This window comes from Streptomyces sp. MH60, assembly GCF_002939385.1.
GTDB lineage: Bacteria > Actinomycetota > Actinomycetes > Streptomycetales > Streptomycetaceae > Streptomyces.
Genome location: NZ_MULI01000046.1, coordinates 1 through 16,660 on the forward strand (window position 1 = coordinate 1; position 16,660 = coordinate 16,660).

The window sequence follows — 16,660 nt, forward strand, 5'->3', positions numbered from 1 at the left end:
CGCCGCGACGGGGTCGGCGGGCGGTCGCCGGGCCGCGTCGGTGGTGTCGGCCTCGGCGAGGACCGCGCGGACGGCGGCGTCCTCCGACTGCCAGGCGTCGAGCCGTCGTTGCAGCTCGCGGTGGGCGGTGTCGTCGAGCAGGGCGGCGGCCGCGTCCGCCGGGGTGTCGAAACCGGCCCGGAAGGCGGCGTCGGCGAGCCGGGCGTCGGCGTCCTTGAGCCGCTGGGCGGTGTCCTCGGCGACCCGGGCGGTGTCGGCCGCCTCCGTGAGCAGCGCCGCCCGTCGTTCCAGCTGCGCGGCCCGCGCGCGCACGCTCTCGGCGCTGCCCCGGGCCCGCGCCAACTCCTCCTCCAACGCCGTCTGTTCGCGCTCCAGCCGCTCCCGGCCCGCGACCCGGGAGGCGGACCGGACGGCGGCCTGCTGCTGGGCGGCGACGCGCTGTTCGCGTTCGCCTTCGGCCCGCCGCAGCTCCTCCTGCGCGGCGTGCAGGCCGGAGGCGGTCGCCCGCGCCCGCGTGTACGCCGCCTCCAGTTCCTCGGCCTCCTCGGCCAGCCGGGCGGTGGGCGCGTCCCCGGCTTCCGCCGTGGCGGCGGCGAGCGCCTCCCGTACGGTGCCCAGGTGCCGCTCGGCCCGTGCGCGCCGCTCGTCGGCGGCCTGGTAGGCGGCGAGGGCGCGCTCCTCCGCGTCGCGGTCGACGTGCCCGGCGGTCTTGCGGGCGGGGGCGGGGTGCTCGGTGGCGCCGCACACCGCGCACGGTGTGCCGTCGGTGAGGTTCGCGGCGAGTTCGGCGGCGATGCCGTGCAGCCGCTGTTCCTTGAGGTCGAGCCAGTGGGCGCGGGCCTCGACGGCGTCTTCCGCCGAGGCGAGCGCCCGCCGCCGCGCCTGTTCGGTGTCGTCGGTGAGCCGGTCCCGTTGCCGGGCGGCCTCCAGTCTGCGCCGCGCCGGGTCGCGCTGTACGGCGAGCTGTTCCGCGCGGCTGGCGGCCTCCTGCGCGGAGTCGACGCGGCCCTGGAGTCCGGCGCGGGTGGACTCCCAGTCGGCGAGCCAGGTCTCCGCCTCCTGGCGGACCTCCTCGTCGGCGCGTTCCTGCCGGTCGAGGCCGTCCCGCTCCGCGACCAGGTCGGCGAGGCGCCGTTCGGCGCGCCTGGCCGACTCGAGGCCGCCCAGTTCCTCGGCGGCCCGGCGGGCGGCGGCGGCGAGGCCGGGCCCACGGCCCAGCTGATCACCGAGGACGGTCCGGCCGAGGGGAGCGTGTCGGTGACCTACACGCCGCAGGGCGGTTCCGGCTCGGCGACGGCCACGGTGTCCAACGCGTGCGTGGGGACCGTGTACTGGACGGGGCTGCTGGCGGACTCGGGCTCGGGGGCGTAGCCCCTGGCGGGCGGCCCCGCCGTCAGGAGACGAGCCCCGCCCTGTCCCCGTCGGCCTTCTCCCCGTCGGCCCCGTCCCCGGACGCTCCGGGCGTCCTGCTCTCTCCGCTGGCCTCGTCCGCCCCGTCCGCCCCGTCCGCCCCGTCCGCGTCGTCCTGCGCGACCAGGCCCAGCTCGGCGTCGCGGGCGAGTTCGACCTCGCGGCGCAGCAGGCGGAACCACATGAAGATCACGAAGCCGACGAAGGCGAACCACTCGGCGGTGTAGCCGAGGTTCTGGAAGGCCTTCAGGTCGAGCCCCGTGTTCTGCGGCGCGCTCACGGGCACGGCCCGCATCCCGGAGTCGCCCTCGTTCAGCGTGACCCAGGCGTCGTACACGTCGTACGGCACCAGGTTCAGCAGCGTGGCCGCGCTGATCGCGCCGGTCTGTCCGGCGGGCCAGCCGGAGCGGCCGCTGACGCCGTTGCCGCCGGGGGACTCGGCGGCCTGGAGCGCCCCCGTGACGGTGACCTCGCCGGTGGGCGGGGCCGGGGCCTTCGCCGGGTCGGGCTCACCGGGCAGCCAGCCGCGCACGACCGGCAGCGCCTCGCCGCCGTCGGTGCGCAGGAGGGTGAGGACGTAGAAGCCCTCCCGGTCGTCCAGCTTCCGCTCCGGGACCAGCAGCTGATCGTCGTACCGGCCGGTCACGGTGGTCTGCTTGCCGACCGTCGCCTTGTCCACGGGCAGCAGCTCGGTCAGCGGGCGCGCCGCTTCCCGGCGGGCCGACTCGTGCTGCGTGGTGGCGGTCTCGTGGTCCTGCACCCGGTCCTCGAACCGGCCGAGCTGCCAGGAACCCATGAAGATGCAGAAGGGGATGGCCAGGACGACGAAGACGTTGATCCCCCACCATCGGGGCGTCAGCAGAAACCGGTACACGCCCTCCACGGTACGGTGCGCGCCCGACGACCCCGCAGCGGGGCTGTGGAAAACATGGTCGCGCGGGAGTGGTCCGGGGGAGGTTGTCCACAGGCTGGGGATCTCCTCTGCGCGTTGTCGCCGGGTCGGGGCAAGATGGGGCCATGACTGAGAGCAACGGGTCCGTTCCGCCGGACATGGATGACTGGGAGAAGCGGTTCCGGGCGCCGAGGGTGTCGCTGCCCGACTGGGCCGAGGACGCCCCGGACCGCTCCCTGTTCGTGTCGAACGCGACGGGGACGTACGAGCTGTACGCCTGGGACCGGTCGAGCGGCGAGCAGCGCCAGGTCACGGACCGGCCCAACGGCACCACGGACGGTGTGCTCGCGCCGGACGGCGAGTGGATCTGGTGGTTCGACGACAAGGACGGCGACGAGTTCGGCGTCTGGCGCCGCCAGCCCTTCGCCGGCGGCCAGGACGAGGAGGCCGTGCCCGGCCTCGACCCCTCCTACCCGGCGGGCCTCGCCCTCGGCCGGGACGGCCGCACGGCGGTGATCGGCCGCTCGACGGACGAGGACGGTACGACCATCCACCTCGCGCGCGGAGACGGCGGCGCCCCGGTGGAGATCTACCGGCACCGCGAGTCCGCGGGCGTCGGCGACCTCTCCCACGACGGCTCCCTGATCGCGATCGAGCACACCGAGCACGGCGACGCCATGCACTCGGCGCTGCGCGTCCTGCGCCCCGACGGCAGCACGGTCGCCGAGCTGGACGACACCGAGGGCGGCGAGCGGGAGCTGGGCCTGGAGGTCCTGGGCTTCGCGCCGGTCGACGGCGACACCCGCCTGCTCATCGGCCACCAGCGCCGGGGCCGCTGGGAGCCCCTGGTGTGGGACGTGGCGACGGGGGAGCAGACGGACCTCGCGCTGGAGCTGCCGGGCGACGTGAGCGCGGAGTGGTATCCGGACGGTTCCGCCCTGCTGATCGTGCACGGCTTCGAGGCCCGCAGCGAGCTGTTCCGCTACGACTTCGCCGAGCGCGGTCTGACGGAGATCGACACCCCCGCCGGCACCGTCTCCGGGGCCACGGCCCGCCCGGACGGCAGCGTGGAGTACCTGTGGTCCTCGGCCGCCGAGCCGTCGGCCGTCCGCTCCACCACCGGCCGCGTCGTCCTGGACCCGCCCGGCATGAAGTCGCCCCGCTCGGTGCCCGTGGAGGACGTGTGGGTGGAGGGGCCGGGAGGCCGCATCCACGCCCTGGTCCAGAAGCCGGCCGGGGCGGCCGGTCCGCTCCCGACGGTCTTCGACATCCACGGCGGCCCGACCTGGCACGACAGCGACTCCTTCGCCGCGGGCCCGGCCGCCTGGGTCGACCACGGGTACGCGGTGGTCCGCGTCAACTACCGGGGCTCCACCGGGTACGGCCGCGCGTGGACCGACGCCCTCAAGCACCGGGTGGGCCTCATCGAGCTGGAGGACATCGCGGCGGTGCGGGAATGGGCGGTCACCTCGGGCCTCGCGGACCCCGAGCGCCTGATCCTCACCGGCGGCTCCTGGGGCGGCTACCTCACCCTCCTCGGTATCGGCACCCAGCCCGAGGCGTGGACGCTGGGTATCGCGGCCGTGCCGGTCGCCGACTACGTCACCGCGTACCACGACGAGATGGAGGGCCTGAAGGCCCTGGACCGCACCCTGCTGGGCGGCACCCCCGAGGAGGTCCCCGAGCGCTTCGAGGCGTCCTCCCCGCTGACCTACGTCGACCAGGTCAAGGCCCCGGTCTACATCTCGGCGGGCGTCAACGACCCGCGCTGCCCGATCCGCCAGGTCGAGAACTACGTCAAGCGCCTGGAGGCCAGGGGCGCCGTCCACGAGGTCTACCGCTACGACGCGGGCCACGGCTCCCTGGTCGTCGACGAACGCATCAAGCAGGTCGCCCTGGAACTGGACTTCGCGAGGAGGCATCTGCCGAAGGAGTAGTGGCTGCCCGGCCTTCTCGGCCGACCGAGTCGGGACGGGGGCCCCCGCGCGAGCGCAGCCGAGCGTGGGGGAGGCTGGGCACAGGCCGGGGGCCCAGGGGGCGCGGAGCCCCCTGGCGGGGTCGCAGGGGCAGCGCCCCTACACGTCCGTCCGCCGCCGCGCCCGCCGCCCGAGCAACTCCGCCAGCCCCCGCCGAGTCGCCGCCAGCACCACCCGGTCCGACCCGCGCAGGACATACGTGTCGGGCAGCTCCCACACCAACCGCGACTGCCGCGCGCCCTCCGGGGCAACGTCCTCCACCCGCTCACCGTCGGAGACCTCGAGCGCCAGCACCCGCCACGCCCCCGCCCGGAACGTCTCCCCGACCGTCTTCCCCTCCAGCTGCGGATGCCCCGCCACCTCCACCGCCGCGAACAGCAGCACCCGTCGCTCCACGGGGATCGCCCCCAGGATCTGGCGGCCCATCATCGCCCCGGCGAAGGACGGCGCCGCCAGGTGCGTCACGCTCCGGCTCCGGGTGAGCGCGCGGGGGTGTGCGGCCCGCAGCGTGCGGTAGACAGCGGTCGCGAAGTCGTCGTCGTACAGGCGCAGCACCACCCGCAGCCGCGACCGTACGGAGCGGGCGTACAGCACCGCCTCCAGGTTGGTCGTGTCGACGCTGGTCAGCGCGAGCAGCGAGTGCGCACGGTGGATCTTGGCGGCCTCCAGGACGCCCTCCTGCGTGACGTCCCCGAGCACCACCGGCACCCGCAGCTGCCGCGCGGTCGCCATGCCGCGCGCCTCGGGGTCGGCCTCGACGCACACCACGGGGATGTCCATCTCCCGCAGCCGGGTCAGGACCCGGGTGCCGATCTTGCCGAGACCCAGCAGAACGACGTGCCCGCCCAGCCCGCGCGGCGGCTTGCGCAGGGCCGAGGCGCTGCGGAAGGTCCCGAGCGCCTCCAGCACCGCCGCCAGCAGGACGGGCAGCAGCAGCAGTCCGACGAAGCCGGAGAGGAGCTGGAGGATCTGACGGCCGGTGTCCTTGTTGTGCGCGGGTTCGTTGATGGAGAACAGGTCGAGCAGCGTCACGTACGTGGCGTGCAGCGGATGGTCGCCGGTGACCAGCATCAGCGCCACGGCGAGGGCGACCACGCAGGCCGCCAGACCGGCCAGCGACCACCGCAGCCGCCGTGAGAACAGCTCCCCGAAGGCGGGCACCCCGGCCCGCCCGGCGGGCAGCGCCGGCCCGGAGTACGACACCTGCTCCAGGACCACGGTCCCGCGTCCGGTGGCCGCCCGCACCGCCGCCTCGTCGGGCAGCAACCGCGGCCCCTGTTCGCCGCTGCTCTCCGAACCGTCCGCCCCGGCCGGGTCGTTGCTCGTCGCCGACAGCAGCGCGAGGGTGCACAGCCCCGGGTCGGCCACCTCGCCGGGCCGGGGCGGATCGCGTTCGACGGCGCGCAGCAGCAGGCCGTCCGTCTCGACGACCTTGCCGGTGCCGACGAGAGCGGTGGCCGCCAGCGCGGGCGCGGCGGTGTCGGCGTCGGACAGCACGGTCGTGGACCCGGTCCAGGAGCCGGGGCCGTCGCCGGTGGCCAGCGCGGCGCTCTGGTCGAGGAGTTCCTCGATGTGCTGGCCCAGCCGCCGGTTGTACAGGCGCAGGACCAGTCGCAGCCGGGGGTTGAGCCGGCGCGCGGTCAGGGCGGCGCGGATGTTCGTCTCGTCGTCGTCGTACACGAGCGCCAGGGCGGTGGCCCGCTCGACACCGGCCTCCGCGAGCACGTCCTCGGTCGGCTCGGTGGCCTCCAGTTCGCGGCCGGCGCCGCCCGGGTCGCCGTTGCCCGTCCGGTTCACCGCCGCGTTGACCATGTCCAGCAGGGCCGCCGAGGCCGCGCGGGCCCGCCCGACCACCGGTTGACGCACCCGGCGCACGGAGGGCGGGACGACGAGAGTGACCTGTTCGCGGTAGACGCCGCGCAGTTCGGCGGCCAGCCGGTGGGCCAGCCCGTCGTCGCCGCACACCACCATGTGCGCGTATCCGTCGCCCTGCGGAACCTGGTTCGGAACGCTCCCCGTATGAGTCCCCATGTGGAGAAGGACAGTACAGGCACCGCCTGCGGTTGCGGCCGCGCCGGAACGGACCGAGGGCGGCATCAAAGACGCGTAAAGATTGCCGGAACACGGCAATGACCCGCTGTCGCGCCGCGTGTGACGATTCATCTCACCGAAGCTCAGCGACGGGCGAGAGGGGGACGGCACGCATGGCCTGGTTTCTCGGGCTGGGTATCACGGGGGTCGTGCTGCTCGCCCTGTCGCTGGTCTTCGACGGAGTGCTGGAAGGCGCGTTCGGGGGAGCGCTGGACGGCGTCCTGGAGGGGTGGCTGTCGCTGCCGGTCGTCGCCGGGTTCACGGCGATGACCGGCTTCGCCGGCGCCATCGCCCTCGGCACCGGCTGGACCGGTCCCGCGGGCGCCGCCGGGGCCGGCGCGGTCGCCGGAGTGGGGGCCGGCTGGCTGACGTACCGCTTCAGCCGCGCCCTGATGCGCGACCAGACGGCCGTCACGCCCCGTACCGACGATCTCCTCGGCACATCCGGCAAGGTCGTCACCGCCATCCCGGCGGACGGCTACGGGGAGGTCCTGCTCCGGCTCGCCGGCCAGCCGCTGAAGTGCGCGGCGCGCAGCGCGGTGCCGGTGGCGCGGGGCGCCGAGGTGTGGGTCGAGGCGGCGCCGACCGGGACGTCGGTCGTGGTCCGCCCGGTGGACCGCTGAACGGCCCCGCGGACCCCTTCCTCCTGTTCTTTCTTGTTCGTCCGTACCTCTCTGTGAATCGGGGGCGTTGTCATGAGTCCTGTTGTCATCGCGGTGCTGGGGGTTGTCGTACTCCTGGTGCTGCTCGCGCTGGTGGTGGTCAGCCGGTACAAGGTGGCCGGCCCGAGCGAGGCGTTCATCGTCACGGGGCGGCGCGGCAAGAAGTCCACCGATCCGGAGACGGGCCGCGTCTTCACCGACAACAGCGGCCAGAAGGTCGTGGTCGGCGGCGGCGTGTTCGTCGTGCCGTTCGTGCAGCAGCGGTTCACCCTCGACCTCTCCTCGCGGCACATCCCGGTCGCCGTGCGCGGCGCGGTGACGCTGCGCGGGGTGAAGGCCCACCTGGAGGGTGTCGCGATCGTCAAGGTCGGGGGCACGGAGGACGCGATCCGCGCCGCCGCCCAGCGGTTCCTGATGCAGCAGGACGGCATCGTCGGCTTCACCCAGGAGGTGCTGTCCGGCGCGCTGCGCGCGATCGTCGGCCGGATGTCCGTGGAGGACGTCATCCGGGACCGGGCCGCGTTCGCCGGCCAGGTGGCCGAGGAGGCGGAGGCGAGCCTGTCCGGGCAGGGTCTGGTGCTCGACGCCTTCCAGATCCAGGACATCACCACCGAGGGTTCCTACCTGGAGGACCTCGGCCGTCCCGAGGCGGCCCGCGCGAAGCAGGAGGCCGACATCGCGGAGGCGGTGGCCCGGCGGGCGGCCGAGCAGGCGCGGCTGAAGGCGGAGGAGGAGATCGCGGTCGCGCAGCGGACCCTCTACCTGAAGCAGGCCGAGATCAAGGCCGAGACCGACCAGGCCGCGGCCCGCGCCAACGCCTCGGGCCCCCTCGCGGAGGCGGCCCGGCAGCAGGACATCCTCGCCGAGCAGGAGAAGGTCGCCGAGCGGCAGGCCGCGCTGAAGGACCGCCAGCTGGACACCGAGGTGCGCAAGCCCGCCGACGCCAAGCGGTACGAGGCCGAGCAGGAGGCCGAGGCCCGCCGGGTGGCCCGGGTGAAGCAGGCCGAGGCCGAGCGTGCCGCCGGTATCGCCGCGGCCCAGGCCGAGGCCGAGCGGGCCCGGCTCACCGGTGAGGGCGAGAAGCAGCGGCGCAGCGCGCTGGCCGAGGCGGAGGCCATCGAGGGCCTCAAGCAGGGTGAGGCCGAGCGGGCCCGGCGTGCGGCGATCGCCGAGGCCGTACGGCTCGAGGGCGACGCGGAGGCCGCCGCGATCGGTGCCAAGGGCGCGGCCGAGGCCGAGGCGATGGAGAAGAAGGCCGCCGCCTTCGACCGGTACGGCGACGCCGCCGTGCTGCAGATGCTGGTCGAGGTGCTGCCGCAGGTGGTGGCGAAGGCGTCCGAGCCGCTGGCGGCCGTGGACAAGATGACGGTCATCTCGACGGACGGCGCGAGCCGGCTGTCCCGTACGGTCGCCGACAACGTGGCGCAGGGCATGGAACTGCTCGGCTCCACCACGGGCGTCGACCTGGCGGCCCTGCTGAAGAACATCACGGCGAAGGGCGCCGCGGAGCCGGACAGCGGCCCCGACCAGCGCAACGGCAAGGTCGAGATCACCGGCTGACCCGAGGCGCGGGCGGCCCCGGTGGCCCGGTCAGATCTCCTGGCCGGGCCACCCCAGCAGCCGGGCTCCGATGACCGCGGTCTGCAGCGTGTAGCGGTGCACCGGGTCGGAGGCGTTCGCCCCGGTCAGCTGGTGGATGCGGTCCAGCCGGTAGGTGAGCGCCCGCACGCTGAGCGTGAGCCGCCGGGCGGCCTCGGCCGCGGTGCAGCCCGCGTCGAAGTACACCTCCAGCGTCCGCAGCAGCGGCTCGGCACCGCCGCGGGCCTCGCGCAGCGGACCCAGCACGCTCAGCACCAGGTCGGCCATGGCCTGCCGGTCACGGGCGAGGACCGGGTAGACCAGCATGTCGGCGGCGCGCACCACGGGCTCCTCCAGCCCCAGCCGGTCGGCGAGTTCGAGGGTGCTGAGCGCCTCCTCGTAGCTGTGCACCACGCCGCCCGCGCCGCTCTGCGAGCGCCCGATGGCGACCCTGCTGCCGTCCGTGGCGGCGTAGGCCTGCTTGGCGAAGAAGGACAGGACGTCGTCCTGGTCGCCGGGCGCGATGCAGATCAGCTGCCCGTTCTTGGTGGTGATCAGGATGCGCCGGTCGCCGAAGCGGGAGATGAGCGCGCTCTCCACGACCCGGGTGACCGGGGCCGTGTCGTCGTACACCTCGGGCCCCTCGGCCACCGCGACGGCGTGGGCGCGGGACAGGACGAGGCCGAAGCGCTCGGCCCGTTCGGCGAGACGGCCCAGATCACTGCGACCGTAGAGCAGGTCGTCGATGAACTCCCGCCGCGCGGCCTCCTCCTGGCGTACGGCGAGCCGCTGCGCGCGTTCGTAGCCCTCCGCGAAGGCGTCCACGGCCTGGGCGACGGCGGCGAGCACGGTACCGGTGACGTCCGGGCCCAAGACCGCCGAACCGCCGCCGGGCCAGGACGCGCGCGTGGCGTCCAGGTGCAGCCGGACCAGACTGCGCAGACTGTGTCCCGCCTCCGCGGCCTGCTCACCGAAGAGCCGCCGCTCCTCCAGTTCGTCGCGGGTCAGCCGGCGCCCCGTGCCGGCGACCTTCGCGAGGATCTCGGCGTACCCGGTCAGGTACGTCTCCCGCTGGTCCGTCTGCAGGTCCGTCACCCCGCGCCTCCCCTGCCGTTCACGCCCGGTGCGCGGAGTCCGGCAACGTGAGGGTAGTCAACACTGCCGGAACCCGGCAATGCGCGAGGGAGGGCGCGGCAGGTCCCTACGGCCGCTGGTACGGCTGCTGCCCCGACGGCCCGTACGCCTGACCGCCGGTCTCCTGCGCCTGGAGCTGCTCAGCCTGCTCCTTGGTCACCTGCTGCTCGGCGCCGCAGAACGTGCACTGGGTCGCGTACTTCGTGGAGAAGGGGAACAGCGGCACGAAGAACAGCGTGAACTTCGTGACGCGCTTCCTGAGCGTGTGCGCGGCGGGGTTGCCGCACCGGCCGCACACCAGCGTCAGTATCGCGAGCTGGTAGAGGTAGCCCTTGGTGCCGAAGATGATCACGAGCTGGGTCCTTCCCGGTCGGCCCCTGCGAGTGCGCAGGACACCCAGATCTTCCCCCGGACGGAACACGTCTCCCTAACACGTGCGCCCCACCCCTCTCCCTACAGGTCGCACGCCGCCGTATGTGGGTGCCGTCCCGGATGGCCCCGACCCGCCCGCGCGGGCGACTCTGGAGCCCACTCCCTCTTACCCGGCCGCTCGGCCCCGGTGCGATCGGGATGTCCCACCCGCAAGGAGAGCACATGGCCCGCCCCGCTGACCGCGTCGCCCGCCCGGGGCCCCGCGTCGGGAGGAGGACCCCATGCCCGTACCCGAAGACCGCAGGCTCACCGAGATCGAGAACCGGTTGCACCGCGAGGACCCCGAGTTCGCCAGGGCCTTCGCCGACGGCCGCCCCCGCCGCCCGCGCGAGTACCGGTACCACCGGGCCTGGCTGCTGCTCGCCGTCGCCCTGGGCGCGCTGGCCACCGGCATGTTCCTCGCCCACGGGCTGCTCATCGCCGCCGGGCTGGTCTTCGCCGGTGTCGCCGGTGAACTCTTCGACCCGCACCGCCGCGAGCGCGGCACCCGGTGCCCGCCGTCCGGGACCTGACCCGACCGTGATCGTGGCCGTGGCCCTGGCCCTGGCCGCGATCGTGGCCGGGGCCGCGTACCGCCCGGAGCCCGCTCGATGACCCTGTCCGAGCTGTACGTCATGCTGCTGATCGGCGGCACCGTGCTGCTGGCCAGCATCGCCGCGGCCCGCGCCGCCCACCGCATCGGCCTGCCCAGCCTGCTGCTGTTCCTGTGCGTCGGCCTCGTCGCCGGGGAGGACGGTCTCGGCCTGCGGTTCGACGACGCCCAACTGGCGCAGGCCCTGGGCGCCGCCGCCCTCGCGCTCATCCTGGTCGAGGGCGGGCTGACCACCCGGTGGAGCGACGTGCGGCGCCTGCTCGCCCCCGCCGGTGTGCTCGCCACGGTCGGCGTGGCGATCTCCGTCGTGGTGACCGCTGCGGGCGCGCACTGGCTGCTGGGGATCGACTGGCGGCTGGCCCTGCTGATCGGCGCGATCGTCTCCTCCACCGACGCCGCCGCCGTCTTCGCCGTACTGCGCGCCCTGCCGCTGCCGCGCAAGGTGAGCGTGCTGGTGGAGGCCGAGTCCGGCTTCAACGACGCGCCCACCATCATCCTGGTGCTGCTCTTCTCCACCACCGCCGGCCTGCCAGGACCGCTCCCCGTCGTGGGCAACCTGCTCTTCCAGCTCGTGGTGGGCGGCGTCCTGGGCGTGGCGATCGGATGGCTGGGCGTCGCGGCGCTGCGGCACATCGCCCTGCCCGCGACCGGCCTGTACCCGCTGGCCACGGTCGGCTTCGGCGTCATCGCCTTCGCCGCCGCCGGAGCGCTGGGCGCCAGCGGCATCATCGCCGCCTACCTCTCCGGGCTCGTCCTCGGCAACGCCAAGCTGCCCCACCGCGCGGCCACCCGCTCCTTCTCCGAGGGCGTCGGCTGGCTGGCCCAGATCGGCCTGTTCGTCATGCTCGGGCTGCTCGTCGACCCGACCGAACTGCCCTCCGCGATCGTCCCGGCCCTGGTCGTGGGCCTGGTGCTGCTGCTGGTCGCCCGTCCGGTCTCGGTCCTGCTGTGCCTGCTGCCGTTCCGGGTGCCCTGGCGCGAGCAGGTCTTCATCTCCTGGGCCGGTCTGCGGGGCGCGGTGCCCATCGTGCTCACGACCTTCCCGGTCGTGGCCGGAGTGGCCGGTGCGCGCGACGCCCTGAACATCGTGTTCGTCCTCGTCGTCCTGTTCACCCTGCTCCAGGGGCCCATGCTGCCCGCGGTCGCCCGGTGGACGGGGGTGACCCGTCCGGACGCGCTGCGCGAGATCCAGGTCGAGACCGCGCCGCTCGACCTGCTGGACGCCGACCTGCTCACCGTGTCCGTCCCGCCGGGCTCGCGCCTGCACGGCGTCACCGTCCTCGAACTGCGGCTGCCGCACCCGACGGTCGTCACCCTGGTCATCCGCGACGGCACCAGCCTCGTACCCGACCGCGAGACCGTGCTGCGCGCCGGTGACGAGCTGCTGCTCATCACCACACCCCGGGTCCGGGAAGCGTCGGAACGCCGGCTGCGCGCCGTCGGCCGCCGCGGCAGACTGGCCCGCTGGCTGGGCGAGCACGGCGCTCCGGAGTCGGAGCACGCCGGGGCGTGAGCGCGTGAGGGCGGGCGGTCTCTGAGGGGGTGTCGGGGGGGGTGTCGAGGGGGGTGTCCGAGGGGCGGCGACCCTCAGGTCCCGGTCACTCCGTATCGCCGCCCTCCGTACCGCCACCGGTTCCGCGCGGTCCGGTCCGGTTCCCGCCCGCCGCCCCGGACGGGTACCGCGAGGTCTGGGCCGCTGGTCGTGCTGGTTCGCTGTAGGACATGCCGCCAGTCAAGGCGGCGCGGTGTTGCCGACACGTATGCGGCTTCCGATACACCGGCGATATATACCGGCGAGGTCGGGCAAGGCTGCCCCGGTCCTGCCAGGCGACGCTCACCAGCTGACTCCGGCCGCCACCGGCAGGTGGTCGCTGCCGGTGGCAGGCAGCACCCACGAACCGGTCGGCTGCACGCCGCGCACCAGGATCTGGTCGATCCGCGCCACCGGGAACTTCGCCGGCCAGCTGAAGCCGAACCCGTCGCCGGCCGCGTCCTGGGCCGAGTGCAGCTGCGCGGTGATGCCCGCCAACGCGCGGTCGTCCAGGGTGCCGTTCAGGTCGCCGAGCAGCATCACCCGCTCACTCCGGTCGGCGGCGAGGACCTTGCCGAGCGCCTGTGCGTTCCGGTCGCGGGAGTCCGTCCAGAAGCCATCCCGGGGAGTGAGCCGTACGGAGCCCAGATGGGCCACGTACACCACCAGCGGACCCCGGTCCGTGGCCACCGTGGTGCGCAGCGCCCGGTTGCCGGCCAGCTGGACGTCGGCCGGTTTGGTGTTCGCGAGCGGCCCGTAGTCCGTCGCGATGTCGACCGGCCGCGTGTCCGACAGCGGCAGCCTGCTCCACAGCCCGACCGTGCCCTGCACCGTGTGATACGGATACGCCCCCGCCAGCTCCTTCTCGTACACCCCCCGGTCCTCCTCGGTGATCTCCTCCAGGGCCAGCACGTCCACTCCGGAGGCGACCAGGTCGCGGGCGGTGCCGACCGGGTCCGGATTCCCGGCGCCGACGTTGTGGGTGGCCACGGTCAGGTCGCCGCCCGGTTCGGACTTGTCGCCGAGCAACCCGCCGAAGAGGCTCAGCCACACCGTGACCGGCAGCACCAGCGCGACCACCGCGGAGGCGGAGCGGCGCCACAGCGCCCCGGCCGCGAGCACGGGGACGAAGAGCCCGAACCACGGCAGGAAGGTCTCCACCAGACTGCCGAGGGACCCGATCCGGTTCGGTATCTGGCCGTGCAGCAGCATGACCAGACCCAGCAGCAGCGCGGCCCCCGTGAGCACGGGCCCCCGCTTCCATGCCCCCGACCGGACAGCACGACGGAAGGCGGCACGCGGCAGCCGACTCGGCGCGGCGGCCGTTTCTCTCGCGGCGGCCGTTTCTCTCGCGGCTTCTGTCTGTGCCGCTGCTTCTGTCGCTGTTTCCGCTACCGGAGAAGGCGTTGGTGGTGAGATCTGACGCATATGGTCAGTGAACGCGGCGCGGTGTTGCCGGCACGTATGCGGTTTTCGATATGCCGACGATATGCGCCCACTCGTAACCTCGACGGCATGCGTGTGCTGATTGTCGAGGACGAGCCCTACCTGGCGGAGGCGATCCGCGACGGCCTGCGCCTGGAGGCGATCGCGGCCGACATCGCCGGGGACGGCGACACCGCGCTGGCACTGCTGAGCGTCAACGCCTACGACATCGCCGTCCTCGACCGGGACATCCCCGGTCCGTCCGGCGACGAGATCGCCGCGCGCATCGTCGCCTCCGGCAGCGGCATGCCGATCCTCATGCTCACCGCGGCCGACCGCCTCGACGACAAGGCCTCCGGCTTCGGACTCGGCGCCGACGACTACCTCACCAAGCCGTTCGAACTGCAGGAGCTCGCGCTCAGGCTCCGGGCACTCGACCGCAGGCGCGCCCACAGCAGGCCGCCCGTGCGGGAGATCGCGGGTCTGCGCGTAGACCCGTTCCGCAGGGAGGTCTACCGGGACGGCCGCTACGTCGCGCTGACCAGGAAGCAGTTCGCGGTGCTCGAAGTGCTGGTCGCCGCGGAGGGCGGTGTCGTCAGCGCCGAGGAACTCCTGGAACGGGCGTGGGACGAGAACGCCGACCCCTTCACCAACGCCGTCCGCATCACCGTCTCTGCCCTGCGCAAGCGCCTCGGCGAGCCGTGGATCATCGCCACCGTGCCGGGCGTCGGCTACCGCATCGACACGGGGACCGCCACCGGCCATGACGGTGGCGACCGTGGCTAGACGGCCCGGCTTGAGCGTCCGCCTCAAACTCACCCTCAGCTACGCCGGCTTCCTCATGCTCGCGGGGGCTCTGCTGCTCGTAGCCGTGGGAGTGTTCCTCGTACGACAGGGGTGGTTGATCACCAATGAGTGGGGGGCGGTGAAGGCGACTCCGGGCACGATCTTCCTCCGCGGTTTCGCCCCGACGGCAGTCGCGCTCATGGTGTTCCTCCTGGTGTTCGGCCTCCTGGGCGGATGGTTCCTCGCCGGACGGATGCTCGCCCCCCTGGACCGCATCACCCACGCCACCCGCACGGCCGAGGCCGGATCGCTGTCCCACCGGATCCGGCTGCCGGGCCGCAAGGACGAGTTCCGCGAACTCGCCGACGCCTTCGACACGATGCTCGCCCGCCTCGAAGCCCACGTCGCCGAACAGCAGCGCTTCGCGGCCAACGCCTCGCACGAGCTGCGCACCCCGCTGGCCGTCTCGAAGGCCCTCCTGGACGTGGCCCGCACCGACCCGGACCAGGACACCGACGAGATCATTGACCGCCTCCACTCCGTCAACACCCGGGCGATCGACCTCACCGAGGCCCTGCTCCTGCTCAGCCGCGCCGGCCAGCGCTCCTTCACCCGGGAGCACGTCGACCTGTCCCTCCTCGCGGAAGAGGCCACCGAAACCCTGCTCCCCCTCGCGGAGAGACACGGCATCACCCTCGAAACCGGCGGGGAGGTGACCCCCGCCCTCGGATCGCCGACCCTCCTCCTGCAACTGACCACGAACCTCGTCCACAACGCGATCGTCCACAACCTCCCCCACGGGGGCAGAGTCCGGGTCCACACCACCCCCGGCCCCCGCACCTCGCTGCTCACCGTCGAGAACACCGGCGAACGGATCAGCCCCCACCAGACCTCGACCCTCACGGAACCGTTCCAACGCGGCACGGAACGCGTACACACCGACCACCCGGGCGTCGGCCTCGGCCTGGCCATCGTCAACACCATCACCCAGGCCCACGACGGCACCCTCACCCTCACCCCCCGCCCCGCCGGCGGCCTCCGCATCACCGTGGAACTCCCCAGGAACCACCCGCACACCGGAAGGTGAGCGACGGCACTGTGGCTGGGGGCGGTGGCACGGGATTCCTTCGGTGGACTACGGTGCCGCCATGACTACCGGGACGGCATCGCGCCACACACGGACGGGTGACCCGGTGCCCTTCTGAGCGCCGTACGGGCGGGCGCGCGCCCGGTGTCGGATCGAGGGCCCTGCGCCGCAGCGCGGGCTCCGCCTCCGTCGTGTTGATCACAGCCTTGGCACATCAACCACGACAGGAGAACCCATGCCCACCAAGACGCTGCGGATCCCCACCCCGGACGGCCGGGCCGACGCCTTCGCCGCCTTCCCCGACGACGGCGAGCGGCACCCGGGGGTGCTGATGTACGCGGACGCCTTCGGCATCCGCCCCGCGCTGCGGGAGATGGCCCGCGAACTGGCCGGTCACGGGTACTACGTACTCGTCCCCAACTTCTTCTACCGGCAGGGACCGGCACCGGTGGTCGAACTTTCCGAGCACATCGGAGAAGAGGCCCGGCCCGCGCTCGTCGCCCAGCTGATGCCCCTGATCGAGGCGCACACCGCCGAACGCACGGTGAACGACGCCGACGCCTACCTCGAGTTCCTCACCGCCCAGCCCGAGGTCGGCTCCGGACCGGTCGCGGTGACCGGCTACTGCATCGGCGGCCTCCTGGCGGTGCGCACCGCCGCGGCCCACCCCCGCCAGGTGGCCGCTCTCGCCGTATTCCACGGCCCCGTGGGGGCGGACGGGCCCGACGCCCTCGAGAGGATCACCGCTCGGGTCCACTTCGGCCATGCCGAAACCGACCTGTCGACCGAGGCCCTCGGTGAGCTCAACGCGGCCCTGGACGCCGCGGGTGTCGACTACACCTCGGAGATCTACCCCGGCACCGTCCACGGCTTCACCATGGCCGACACCGACACCTACAACGCGGCCGCACTGCGACGTCACTGGGACCACCTGGTCCCCCTGCTCGACCGCACTCTGGTCAACGACTGAGGCGTCGGTGAGCAGACCGGCCCCCTTCACCCGACGAGTCTCCGCGCGTCGCGGTGTCGAACCGGGGGAGGGGGCCGGTCGTGTCCTTCTCAGA

General features: G+C 73.5%; 13 protein-coding genes and 1 pseudogene. 8 read left to right on the plus strand and 6 right to left on the minus strand.

Annotated features, from left to right (window positions below; all coding sequences use genetic code 11):
- Together BZZ08_RS24765 and BZZ08_RS24775 are read right to left on the minus strand one after the other, a co-directional pair.
- A pseudogene (locus tag BZZ08_RS24765) lies at positions 1-1,203 on the minus strand (AAA family ATPase); the annotation flags it as partial.
- Positions 1,204-1,393: 190 nt separating this feature from the next.
- Positions 1,394-2,284 carry an SURF1 family protein gene (locus BZZ08_RS24775; RefSeq protein WP_104634472.1) on the minus strand — a complete coding sequence of 297 codons (891 nt, stop codon included), beginning with the start codon at positions 2,282-2,284 and terminating at the stop codon, positions 1,394-1,396.
- A gap of 143 nt (positions 2,285-2,427) precedes the next feature.
- Between BZZ08_RS24775 and BZZ08_RS24780 the strand changes: the two genes are divergently transcribed.
- Positions 2,428-4,239: a S9 family peptidase gene (locus tag BZZ08_RS24780; protein ID WP_104634473.1), complete on the plus strand. Its 1,812-nt coding sequence runs from the start codon at positions 2,428-2,430 to the stop codon at positions 4,237-4,239.
- Positions 4,240-4,377: 138 nt separating this feature from the next.
- Here BZZ08_RS24780 and BZZ08_RS24785 read toward each other — a convergent pair whose 3' ends face one another.
- Entirely contained in the window at positions 4,378-6,249 is a 1,872-nt protein-coding gene (locus BZZ08_RS24785) for an NAD(P)-binding protein (protein WP_104634474.1), read from the minus strand.
- 233 nt (positions 6,250-6,482) lie between these two features.
- On the opposite strand from BZZ08_RS24785, the gene BZZ08_RS24790 reads away from it, so the two are divergent.
- Both BZZ08_RS24790 and BZZ08_RS24795 read left to right on the plus strand, forming a co-directional pair.
- Positions 6,483-6,992 carry a hypothetical protein gene (locus BZZ08_RS24790; protein WP_104634475.1) on the plus strand — a complete coding sequence of 170 codons (510 nt, stop codon included), beginning with the start codon at positions 6,483-6,485 and terminating at the stop codon, positions 6,990-6,992.
- A 72-nt stretch (positions 6,993-7,064) separates the two neighbouring features.
- On the plus strand, positions 7,065-8,591 hold the full coding sequence (locus BZZ08_RS24795; RefSeq protein ID WP_104634476.1) for a flotillin family protein: 1,527 nt from the start codon (positions 7,065-7,067) through the stop codon (positions 8,589-8,591).
- A 30-nt stretch (positions 8,592-8,621) separates the two neighbouring features.
- Here BZZ08_RS24795 and BZZ08_RS24800 read toward each other — a convergent pair whose 3' ends face one another.
- The gene (locus BZZ08_RS24800) at positions 8,622-9,704 is read right to left on the minus strand and encodes a PucR family transcriptional regulator (RefSeq protein WP_104634477.1); all 1,083 of its coding nucleotides are present in this window, start codon (positions 9,702-9,704) and stop codon (positions 8,622-8,624) included.
- A gap of 106 nt (positions 9,705-9,810) precedes the next feature.
- The gene (locus BZZ08_RS24805) at positions 9,811-10,095 is read right to left on the minus strand and encodes a zinc-ribbon domain-containing protein (RefSeq protein ID WP_104634478.1); all 285 of its coding nucleotides are present in this window, start codon (positions 10,093-10,095) and stop codon (positions 9,811-9,813) included.
- A 301-nt stretch (positions 10,096-10,396) separates the two neighbouring features.
- On the opposite strand from BZZ08_RS24805, the gene BZZ08_RS24810 reads away from it, so the two are divergent.
- On the plus strand, positions 10,397-10,687 hold the full coding sequence (locus tag BZZ08_RS24810; RefSeq protein WP_104634479.1) for a DUF3040 domain-containing protein: 291 nt from the start codon (positions 10,397-10,399) through the stop codon (positions 10,685-10,687).
- A gap of 78 nt (positions 10,688-10,765) precedes the next feature.
- Positions 10,766-12,280 carry a potassium/proton antiporter gene (locus BZZ08_RS24815; protein ID WP_104634480.1) on the plus strand — a complete coding sequence of 505 codons (1,515 nt, stop codon included), beginning with the start codon at positions 10,766-10,768 and terminating at the stop codon, positions 12,278-12,280.
- 321 nt (positions 12,281-12,601) lie between these two features.
- Here the strand turns inward: BZZ08_RS24815 and BZZ08_RS24825 are convergent, their stop codons facing one another.
- Positions 12,602-13,726 carry an endonuclease/exonuclease/phosphatase family protein gene (locus tag BZZ08_RS24825; RefSeq protein ID WP_446750272.1) on the minus strand — a complete coding sequence of 375 codons (1,125 nt, stop codon included), beginning with the start codon at positions 13,724-13,726 and terminating at the stop codon, positions 12,602-12,604.
- A gap of 87 nt (positions 13,727-13,813) precedes the next feature.
- Between BZZ08_RS24825 and vanR-Sc the strand changes: the two genes are divergently transcribed.
- The 3 genes from vanR-Sc to BZZ08_RS24840 all read left to right on the plus strand — a co-directional run bounded on the left by vanR-Sc (position 13,814) and on the right by BZZ08_RS24840 (position 16,566).
- A complete protein-coding gene (gene vanR-Sc, locus BZZ08_RS24830; RefSeq protein WP_104634482.1) occupies positions 13,814-14,509 on the plus strand; it encodes a VanSc-type vancomycin resistance response regulator transcription factor VanR in 696 nt (231 codons plus the stop codon).
- Positions 14,502-15,596, plus strand: coding sequence for a sensor histidine kinase (locus tag BZZ08_RS24835; RefSeq protein WP_104634511.1), 1,095 nt, complete (start codon positions 14,502-14,504; stop codon positions 15,594-15,596). The genes vanR-Sc and BZZ08_RS24835 overlap by 8 nt, the downstream gene beginning before the upstream one ends.
- 235 nt (positions 15,597-15,831) lie before the next feature.
- Positions 15,832-16,566: a dienelactone hydrolase family protein gene (locus BZZ08_RS24840; protein ID WP_104634483.1), complete on the plus strand. Its 735-nt coding sequence runs from the start codon at positions 15,832-15,834 to the stop codon at positions 16,564-16,566.
- Positions 16,567-16,660: the final 94 nt, after the last annotated feature.

Excerpts from the sequence above, each read along its gene's own strand:
- BZZ08_RS24785 (WP_104634474.1), bottom strand. The coding sequence starts at position 6,249 with ATGGTGGTGTGCGGCGACGACGGGCTGGCCCACCGGCTGGCCGCCGAA.
- BZZ08_RS24795 (WP_104634476.1), top strand. The coding sequence starts at position 7,065 with ATGAGTCCTGTTGTCATCGCGGTGCTGGGGGTTGTCGTACTCCTGGTG.
- BZZ08_RS24840 (WP_104634483.1), top strand. The coding sequence starts at position 15,832 with ATGCCCACCAAGACGCTGCGGATCCCCACCCCGGACGGCCGGGCCGAC.
- vanR-Sc (WP_104634482.1), top strand. The coding sequence starts at position 13,814 with ATGCGTGTGCTGATTGTCGAGGACGAGCCCTACCTGGCGGAGGCGATC.
- BZZ08_RS24815 (WP_104634480.1), top strand. The coding sequence starts at position 10,766 with ATGACCCTGTCCGAGCTGTACGTCATGCTGCTGATCGGCGGCACCGTG.
- BZZ08_RS24825 (WP_446750272.1), bottom strand. The coding sequence starts at position 13,726 with ATGCGTCAGATCTCACCACCAACGCCTTCTCCGGTAGCGGAAACAGCG.
- BZZ08_RS24790 (WP_104634475.1), top strand. The coding sequence starts at position 6,483 with ATGGCCTGGTTTCTCGGGCTGGGTATCACGGGGGTCGTGCTGCTCGCC.
- BZZ08_RS24810 (WP_104634479.1), top strand. The coding sequence starts at position 10,397 with ATGCCCGTACCCGAAGACCGCAGGCTCACCGAGATCGAGAACCGGTTG.
- BZZ08_RS24780 (WP_104634473.1), top strand. The coding sequence starts at position 2,428 with ATGACTGAGAGCAACGGGTCCGTTCCGCCGGACATGGATGACTGGGAG.